6 protein-coding genes and 1 pseudogene are annotated in these 8,853 nt (G+C 72.2%); 2 read left to right on the top strand and 5 right to left on the bottom strand.

Translation table 11 applies throughout. From position 1 onward, the window contains the following. Positions 1-1,243, bottom strand: a pseudogene (locus tag CCN56_RS34095) (TPM domain-containing protein); the annotation flags it as partial. 160 nt (positions 1,244-1,403) lie between these two features. Between CCN56_RS34095 and CCN56_RS34100 the strand changes: the two are divergent. After that, on the top strand, positions 1,404-2,408 hold the full coding sequence (locus CCN56_RS34100) for a hypothetical protein (protein WP_373412933.1): 1,005 nt from the start codon (positions 1,404-1,406) through the stop codon (positions 2,406-2,408). A gap of 10 nt (positions 2,409-2,418) precedes the next feature. On the opposite strand, the gene CCN56_RS34105 is transcribed toward CCN56_RS34100, so the two are convergent. The 4 genes from CCN56_RS34105 to CCN56_RS34120 are packed head-to-tail and all read right to left on the bottom strand — an operon-like array spanning position 2,419 to position 6,201. After that, the gene (locus CCN56_RS34105; RefSeq protein WP_041131065.1) at positions 2,419-3,189 is read right to left on the bottom strand and encodes a succinate dehydrogenase/fumarate reductase iron-sulfur subunit; all 771 of its coding nucleotides are present in this window, start codon (positions 3,187-3,189) and stop codon (positions 2,419-2,421) included. Beyond that, the gene (locus CCN56_RS34110; RefSeq protein ID WP_086831695.1) at positions 3,186-5,090 is read right to left on the bottom strand and encodes a fumarate reductase/succinate dehydrogenase flavoprotein subunit; all 1,905 of its coding nucleotides are present in this window, start codon (positions 5,088-5,090) and stop codon (positions 3,186-3,188) included. The genes CCN56_RS34105 and CCN56_RS34110 overlap by 4 nt, the downstream gene beginning before the upstream one ends. A gap of 1 nt (position 5,091) precedes the next feature. Next, positions 5,092-5,922 (bottom strand): hypothetical protein, encoded by an 831-nt coding sequence (locus tag CCN56_RS34115; RefSeq protein WP_086831696.1) that lies wholly within the window; start codon positions 5,920-5,922, stop codon positions 5,092-5,094. 51 nt (positions 5,923-5,973) lie between these two features. Further along, positions 5,974-6,201 carry a hypothetical protein gene (locus CCN56_RS34120; protein ID WP_086831697.1) on the bottom strand — a complete coding sequence of 76 codons (228 nt, stop codon included), beginning with the start codon at positions 6,199-6,201 and terminating at the stop codon, positions 5,974-5,976. Between the two features lie 200 nt (positions 6,202-6,401). Here CCN56_RS34120 and CCN56_RS34125 point away from each other — a divergent pair, with 200 nt between their 5' ends. After that, entirely contained in the window at positions 6,402-8,795 is a 2,394-nt protein-coding gene (locus tag CCN56_RS34125) for an ABC transporter family substrate-binding protein (protein ID WP_373412934.1), read from the top strand. Positions 8,796-8,853: the final 58 nt, after the last annotated feature.

Raw genomic sequence — 8,853 nt, forward strand, 5'->3', positions numbered from 1 at the left:
GGATCGCCCGCGCCGGACCTCGGCGATCACCGACTCGGCGCGGGCGATCCGGCCCTGGAGGTCGGCCGTGGACACCCCCTCGGCGGTCCCCTTCAGAAGACCGCGGGCCTCCGCCAGGTCCGCGTCCGTCTCCGCGAGCGCGCCCGTCAGCTTCCCCACGGCCTCGGTCAGCTCCTGCGCCCGCCGGTCCACCGCCTCGATCAGCCGGGCCGCCTGGTCCACGGCGCCCTCGGCGGCGCGGATGTGCACGGCGGCCCCGCCGCTGTCACCCGAGTCGATCTGCTGACGGGCCTGGTTGACGTGGGTCGTCGCGAAGACGAGCCGGTCCTTCGCCTGCTCGACGGCGCCGGCGACGGGCGCGGCCGCCGACTCGGCGTACCGCTCGCGCATCGCGGTCAGCGCCGCCTCGGCCGTCCCGATCCGCCCGGTCTGCTCCCGGAAGGCCGCCTCCACGACGGCCAGTGCCTCCGGGGCCGTGCGCTCCAGGGCCCGGAGCCGGTCGAAGTCCTCCGTCTCGGCGTCGAGGCGGGCGTTCGCCTCGGCGCAGCGGCGGAGGATCTCGTCCAGCATGCTCCGGCGGGTCGGGTCGTCCTCGGGGAAGGAGTCGTCGAGCTTCTGCCGCAGCCGGAACGAGGCCGTCAGCTGCTCCTTCGCGAAGTCGACCGCCTCGGTGAAGGGGCGCACCGCCTCCTCGCCGAACTGGGCGGACGCGAAGCCGAGTTCCTCCTGGCTGGTGCGGACGGCGTCGTCGGTGGCGACCAGCGTCCGGCGGGCCTCCCCGTCGAGCTCGTCGAGGGACGGCGGCGCCGGCCCAGTCGTTCTGTCGCAGGGCCGGTTCGATCGCGGTCCGGGCGACCTCGTCGAGCTGGGCCTGGGTGAGGCGGGAGCCGGGGTCGGCCGAGTAGCCGTACCGCCGGTCGTGGGTGGCGACGGCGAGCAGGACGTCGTCGAGGCCGAGCGCGTTGCGCTCCGCGGTGGCGTCGGCCCAGTCCTGGCCCGAGCGCCCGGAGAAGTCCCGTACGTAGACGACGAAGAGCTGGACGCGCCGGTCGTCGTAGAGCCGGTCGAGGGCCTGGACCACGGAGGCGCGGCGGTCGCCGAGGGCACCCACCCGGTCGGTGATCTGCCCGTCCCGGGACAGGACGACGGGGTCGTCGGCGTGGGCACCGTGTACGGCGGGCACGAGGAGCCACCACGCCGCCACCAGCACCGCGAGAAGGGTTCGGGTGGCTATTCGCGTCACAAAGGGGAGGTTATGTCCGCGTATGCGCGCTCGCGACCGGACTCGTGCAGCCTGAAACCGTTCCCCTCGCCCGAGCGTCACTGTCAGTAGCCACCGCTACGGTGGTCTCCAGTGACGCGACGGCTCTTGGGGGGCTCGGGTGGACGGACGGCTGAGGCGTGTGTGGAGGCGGGGGCGCTGGTGGGTCCTCGGCCTCGTCCTCCTCCTTGTCGTGCCCCCGCTCTTCGGCGCCCTGGCCCTGCGCGTCAGTTACACGGGCGACCTGACGGACGACGCGAGGACCCGCGGCAAGGACGCCTTCTGGATCGGGCACGCCTGGGTCGACGGACGGAAGAAGGACGCCGACCTCAAGGCCCTCGCCGGGCGCCTCAAGGGCAGCGGGATACGCGATCTGTACGTGCACGCCGGGCCCCTGGAGCACGACGGCACCCTGTCGACGGCGAAGTACCCCCGCGCCCGGTGGCTGATCGACGGGGTGCACCGCACGATGCCGGGGATACGGGTCCAGGCCTGGTTGGGCGACGTCCTGGCCACGGAGGGGCCCGTGGGGCTGCGCCTGGAGGACGCCGGGTCCCGCCGGGCCGTGGTGGGTTCGGCCCGCCGGATCCTCGACGCCGGCTTCGACGGGGTCCACTTCGACCTGGAGCCGCTGCACTCCGACGACCGGGGCTACCTCTCCCTCCTCGACGACCTCGGGAAGCTGACCCGGGCCCGCAGGGTCCCGCTCTCGGTGGCCGCCCACCAGATCGACCCGCTGCCGGGCGCGCACTCGGTGCTGGGCGCGGTCAGTTCGAACGGCAGCGAGAAGTGGTGGTCGCAGGAGTTCTTCGGCGAGGTCGCCCGGCGCGTCGACCAGATCGCCGTCATGTCGTACGACACCTGGATGCCGCTGGAGAGCCTGTACGGCGGGTACGTCGCCCAGCAGACGGCCCTCGCCCTCGAAGCGACCCCCGAGAGCACCGACCTGCTCATCGGCCTCCCCTTCTTCCACGAGGACGACCTCGGTCACCACGAGGACGCGGAGACGGTCGCCGCGGCCGTCAAGGGCGCGAGACTCGGCCTGGGCCGCACGGACCCGGGCCGCAAGGGATTCGGCCTCGCGCTCTACGTCGACTTCGCGGCGGAGGAGGGGGACTGGGCGGCCTACCGCGAGGGCTGGCTCTGACCGCGGGGGTTCACGCCTTCCGCCGCCCGATCGTCTTCCCGAGCCAGACCAGCGGGTCGTACTTCCGGTCCACGACCCGCTCCTTCAGCGGGATCAGGGCGTTGTCGGTGATCCGGATGGACTCCGGGCAGACCTCGGTGCAGCACTTGGTGATGTTGCAGTAGCCGAGGCCGTGCTCCTCCTGCGCGGTCCGCCGCCGGTCGAGTCCGACCTCTTCCGCCGCGTCCAGGGGGTGCATGTCGAGTTCCGCGACCCGCATGAGGAAGCGGGGCCCGGCGAAGGCCTCCTTGTTCTCCTCGTGGTCGCGCACCACGTGGCAGGTGTCCTGGCACAGGAAGCACTCGATGCACTTCCGGAACTCCTGCGAGCGGTCCACGTCCTCCTGCTTCATCCGGTACTCGCCGGGGCCGAGCCCGGCGGGCGGGACGAAGGCCGGGATCTCCCGGGCCTTCGTGTAGTTGAAGGAGACGTCCGTGACCAGGTCCCGGACGACGGGGAAGGCCCGCATGGGTGTCACCGTGACGACCTCGTCCCGCGCGAAGACCGACATCCGGGTCATGCACATCAGCCGGGGCCGGCCGTTGATCTCGGCCGAGCACGACCCGCACTTGCCGGCCTTGCAGTTCCAGCGCACGGCCAGGTCGGGGGTCTGGGTGGCCTGGAGCCGGTGCACGATGTCGAGGACCACCTCGCCGTCGTGCACCTCGACGGTGTAGTCGGTCAGCTCCCCGCCGTCGGCGTCGCCCCGCCAGATCCGGAAGTGGGCCTGATACGTGCTCATGCGTCCAGCTCCTCCTCCGCCAGGTACTTCGCCAGCTCCTCCTTGTCGAAGAGGGCCAGCAGATCGGGCCGGATCGGTTCGGTCCGCACCCGCTCCAGGGCGATCCCGCCCCCGCCCCCGGTCCCGGTCCCGGTCCCGCCGTCCGTGAGCCGGCACAGCAGGTTCACCGGTCGCCACGACCGCTCCATCGCCGGACGGTCCTCGCGGGTGTGCCCGCCCCGCGACTCGGTGCGCTCCAGGGCGGCCCGGGCCACGCACTCGCTGACCAGGAGCATGTTCCGCAGGTCGAGCGCGAGGTGCCAGCCGGGGTTGAACTGGCGGTGCCCCTCGACCGAGATCCGCCCGGCCCGCTCCCGCAGGGCGGCGATCCGTTCCAGGGCCTCGGCCATCTCGCCCTCCCGCCGGATGATCCCGACGAGGTCGTTCATCGTCTGCTGGAGCTCCTGGTGGAGGGTGTACGGATTCTCCGCGGCGCCGTCCCGGAACGGGGCCAGCGCCTCCGCCCGCGCGGCGGCCACGTCGTCCTCGGCGACCCCGCCGCCGCCCCTCGACATCGCGTACTCCGCCGCGTGCAGTCCGGCCCGCCGCCCGAAGACCAGCAGGTCGGAGAGGGAGTTCCCGCCGAGCCGGTTGGAGCCGTGCATGCCGCCCGCGACCTCGCCGGCCGCGAAGAGCCCGGGCACCCCGACCGTGGCGGCCGTCTCCGAGTCGACGGCGACACCGCCCATCACGTAGTGGCAGGTCGGCCCGACCTCCATCGCCTCGGCCGTGATGTCGACGTCCGCCAGCTCCTTGAACTGGTGGTACATCGAGGGCAGCCGGCGCCGGATCGTCTCGGCCGGCATCCGGGTCGACACGTCAAGGAACACCCCGCCGTGCGGGGAGCCGCGCCCCTCCTTCACCTCCGCGTTGATGGCCCGCGCCACCTCGTCGCGCGGCAGCAGCTCGGGCGGACGCCGGTTGTTCTCCGGGTCCTCGTACCAGCGGTCGCCCTCCTCCTCCGACTCCGCGTACTTCTCCTTGAAGACGTCGGGGACGTAGTCGAACATGAACCGCTTGCCCTCGGAGTTCCGCAGCACCCCGCCGTCGCCGCGTACGGACTCGGTGACGAGGATCCCCTTCACCGACGGCGGCCAGACCATGCCGGTCGGATGGAACTGCACGAACTCCATGTTCACCAGCGGCGCCCCGGCGAGCAGGGCGAGGGCGTGACCGTCGCCCGTGTACTCCCAGGAGTTCGAGGTCACCTTGAAGGACTTGCCGATGCCGCCGGTCGCGAGGACGACCGCGGGCGCCTCCAGGACGAGGAAACGCCCGCTCTCCCGCTCGTAGCAGAAGACCCCGGCGGCCCGACCGTCACCGTCCTTCAGGATCCGGGTGACGGTGAACTCCTGGAAGACCTTCAGGCGCGCCTCGTGGTCGCCGGTCTCGCGGTGGTCCTCCTGCTGGAGTCCGACCACCCTCTGCTGGAGGGTCCGCAGCAGTTCGAGACCGGTGCGGTCGCCGACGTGCGCGAGCCGCGGGTACTCGTGGCCGCCGAAGTTGCGCTGGGAGATCCGGCCGTCCGCCGTCCGGTCGAAGAGCGCGCCCCAGGTCTCCAGCTCCCAGACCCGCTCGGGGGCCTCCTGGGCGTGCAGCTCGGCCATCCGCCACTGGTTGAGGAACTTCCCGCCGCGCATGGTGTCCCGGAAGTGCGTCTTCCAGTCGTCGTGCGGATTGGCGTTGGCCATCGAGGCGGCGATGCCGCCCTCCGCCATCACGGTGTGCGCCTTGCCGAACAGGGACTTGCAGATCACGGCCGTACGGGCGCCCCGCTGCCGTGCCTCGATCGCCGCCCGCAGCCCGGCGCCCCCGGCACCGACCACGATCACGTCCCACTGCTGCCGTTCCACAGGACTCATGTCAGAAGAACCTCGGGTCGTCGAAGGCGCCGGTGGCGAGCAGGTACACGTACAGGTCGCAGGCGGCGACGCTGATCAGCGACGCCCAGGCGAGTTGCATGTGACGCCGGTTCAGGCGCCCCACCCAGGTCCACAGCCGGTAGCGGACGGGGTGCTTCGAGAAGTGCTTCAGGCGGCCGCCGACGATGTGCCGGCAGGAGTGGCAGGAGAGGGTGTACGCCCAGATGAGGACGATGTTGACGAGGAAGATCAGCGTCCCGAGCCCGGCGTGGCCCCACGCGTAGTCGTGGTCCCGGAAGGTCAGCGCGGTGTCGTACGTCAGGATGCCGGCGACCGGCACCGCCGCGTAGAAGAAGTACCGGTGGAGGTTCTGCAGGAGCAGCGGGAAGCGGGTCTCGCCGGTGTACGTGCGGTGGGGCTCGGCGACCGCGCAGGCCGGGGGAGCGGCCCAGAAGCCCCGGTAGTACGCCTTGCGGTAGTAGTAGCAGGTCAGCCGGAAGCCCAGCGGGAAGACCAGGATCAGCAGGGCGGGGGAGAGCCCCCACCAGCTGCCGAAGAGCGCCCAGTTCGGCCCGCCCCGCATGGGGACGCAGTTGTCCGCGAGGCAGGGCGAGTAGAACGGGGAGACGTAGGGGGCGGCGTAGTAGTCGGCGTTCGCGAAGGCCCGCCACGTCGAGTACGCGACGAAGGCGAGCAGTCCCGCCGCGGTGGCGGCGGGGGAGAGCCACCAGCGGTCGGTGCGCAGATGGCGGGCGGCGATGGAGGCGCGCCCCGGGGAGCGCACCCCCGTCGCCGCACCGTGGCTCGTCGGGGGTTGAGTACCTGTGGCCAACAGGGCCTCCTCGGCTCCTCGGCTCTACGGCTCTACGGCTCTACCGGCTCTCTATGGCGCGTGGTGGTCGTGTGCGCCCAGACCCTCGTCGTCGACGTCGGTCCACTTCCCGGCGTCGTACGGGGCGTCGGGGATGGTCACCATGCTTTCCGCACGGCCGGCGGTCGGCCGGGGAGACGCGCCCCGTTCCGTCCCGACGCGGCGTTCCAGTTCTTCGACCGTGTGCTCCAGGTCCTGCAAGCGGCGCTTGACGGCCGCCAGATCGTCCTGAACGGACATGGTTGCCCTCACCTTCGTGAGTGTCGCGCGTCACATCCCACTTGGGAAGTCGTGTGCACGGGCGGTTGGGCCGCACGAGTGGGGTTTTCCGGCCGTGTCGCCGTGTCGCCGTGGCCGGATCCGCACCGTCCTTTTCAGTGTATGAGCAATAGGTCTGATCATCTCCAAATGGAATAAATCTGGACGAAGGGGTACAAGTCATGTCCCAGATGGGCGCCCCTCGCGGGAGGACATGCTCCAGGAGCCCCCGCTCCCGCACGCTCCGCTCCGTCGCCACCCTCACCAGCGCGGTCCTCGCCGTCACCGTCCTCGCCGGCTGCAGCTCCGGCGACGAGGCCGACGAGACCCCGGCCGCGGCGCAGGACAACGCGCCCGCGGCACGCGACCGGGTCGCCGACGGGGGCACCGTCCGCTGGGCCGTCGACGCGCTGCCCACCACGCTCAACAGCTTCCAGGCCGACGCCGACGGCGCCACCTCGCGCATCGCCGGAGCCGTGCTCCCCTCCCTCTACACGCTCGACGAGCGGGGCCGGCCCCGGCTGAACCCCGACTACCTGGAGTCCGCGCAGGTCATCGAGACCGAGCCCCGGCAGGTCGTCCTCTACAAGCTCAACCAGCAGGCGGTGTGGAGCGACGGACGCGAGATCGGGGCCGCCGACTTCGTGGCCCAGTGGCGCGCGCTGAGCGGCCGCGACACCGCGTACTGGACCGCCCGCAACTCCGGCTACGAGCGGATCGAGAAGATCGAGCGGGGCAAGGACGACCTGGAGGTCCGGGTCACCTTCGCCAAGCCCTACGCCGACTGGCGGTCCCTCTTCACACCCCTCTATCCGAAGCAGGTGATGGGCTCCCCGAGCGCCTTCAACGACGGGGCGCGCACCACCCTCAAGGCCACCGCAGGACCGTTCCTGCTGAAGGCGGTCGACCGGAAGGGCGGCGACGTCACCCTCGCCCGCAACCCCCGCTGGTGGGGGCAGGTCGCCAAGCTCGACAGCATCGTCCTCAAGGCCGTCCCCCGGGCGGACCGGGCGGCCGCGCTCGCCGCCGGCAACCTCGACCTGGCCGAGATCGACCGGTCCACGGCCGAGCGGATCTCCCTCGCCCTCCGCGACGCCCACGCCGGCCGGAGCGGCGCGCAGGCCGCCCTCGCCCACGGCCCCGGCTCCGCGATCACCCCCGCCAAGGCCCTGAAGTCCTGGGCCCTCGCCCACGGCTCCGACGACGACAAGGCGGCGGAGGCCACGGCCGCCCGCAAGAAGAACCAGGAGGCCATGACCCGGTACGCGAGCGCCCAGGACACCCTGGCGAAGTACGTCGTCCGCAAGTCCCTGGAGCCCGCCTACACCCAGCTCTCGCTGAACGGCGAGTCCGGCCCGCTGGCCGACGAGCGGGTACGGCGCGCGGTGGCCCGCGCCATCGACCGCCAGGAGCTCGCCGAATCCGTGCTGGGGCCGCTCGGCCTCCCCGCGAAGCCCCCCGGCAGCCACCTCGCCCTCGCCGGCCAGGCGGCCTACGCGGACAGCAGCGACGCGCTCGGCGGCCAGGACACCAAGGAGGCGCAGGCGCTCCTCGCCGACGCGGGCTGGGTGCCCGGCGGCGCGCTCCACAAGCCCGCCGGCACCAAGGCGGGCAGCGAGGCGGAGAAGAAGGAGGCGGAGAAGAAGGCCGCGGAGAAGGCGAAGAAGTCCACGGGCTCCACCGACGCCAAGAAGCGGAGCGACACCGCGTCCGACGAGGGCCTCTACATCGTCGGCGACGACAAGCCCGGCGACCGCCGCACCGCCCCCGCCCCCGTCATCGGCGCGAACGGCCCCGAGAACGGCACCGGCAACGGCGCCGACGCCCCGGCCGCCGCGGCCCGCCGGAGCGCCGCGCTCCTCGCCCGCGCCGAGGCCCTCGACACCGGCTCCGGCGCCGCCCGCGCAGCCCAGTCGGGCGCCAAGCCGGACCACGGGATGGCCGGGGCCTACGCCCCGCGCGGCACCGCCGCTCCCGTGACGGCCCCCGACGCCGCCAAGGACGCCAAGGCCCTCGGCAAGGACGGCAAGGCGCTCAGCCTCCGCTTCGTCCTGCCGTCCGGGCCGGGCTCCGAGTCGCTGCGGGCGGTCGGGGACCGGATCGTCCGGATGCTCGACGCGGTCGGGATCCGCACCGAGGTCACCAAGGTCTCCGACGACAGCTTCTTCAAGGACCACATCGCCTCCGGCGACTACGACCTGGCCCTCTACTCCTGGCCGGCCTCCGCCTTCCCGGCGACCGACGCCCGGCCGATCTTCGCCAAGCCCGAGCCGGCCTCGGACGGCTCGCTCCTGGTCGAGCAGAACTACTCCCGGGTCGGCACCGACCGTATCGACCAGTTGTTCGACCAGGCGGCGGGGACGCTCGACGAGGAGGAGGCCCGCGACCTCGTCCGCCAGGCCGACGCCCGGATCTGGGCCGCGGCCGGCTCCATCCCCCTCTACCAGCGCCCGCAGCTCGTCGCCGCCAAGGCCGATCTCGTGAACGCCGGGGCCTGGGGCCTCGCCGCCCCCCGCTACCAGGACATCGGGTTCAAGAAGCCCGAAACGACCAAGGGTACCGAGCACAACCACTGAAAGTGCAGGTCACAACCTCAGAAGCAGCTCAATTTCCTTGCCCGCCGGAGATCCCGGC

Origin of the sequence: Streptomyces sp. NRRL B-24572, from assembly GCF_002156145.1 — a bacterium.
Lineage (GTDB): Bacteria > Actinomycetota > Actinomycetes > Streptomycetales > Streptomycetaceae > Streptomyces > Streptomyces vietnamensis.

What these genes read in the sequence shown, in the direction of transcription:
- CCN56_RS34105 (WP_041131065.1), bottom strand. Translation starts at nt 3,189, where the DNA reads ATGAGCACGTATCAGGCCCACTTCCGGATCTGGCGGGGCGACGCCGAC.
- CCN56_RS34110 (WP_086831695.1), bottom strand. Translation starts at nt 5,090, where the DNA reads ATGAGTCCTGTGGAACGGCAGCAGTGGGACGTGATCGTGGTCGGTGCC.
- CCN56_RS34120 (WP_086831697.1), bottom strand. Translation starts at nt 6,201, where the DNA reads ATGTCCGTTCAGGACGATCTGGCGGCCGTCAAGCGCCGCTTGCAGGAC.
- CCN56_RS34125 (WP_373412934.1), top strand. Translation starts at nt 6,402, where the DNA reads ATGTCCCAGATGGGCGCCCCTCGCGGGAGGACATGCTCCAGGAGCCCC.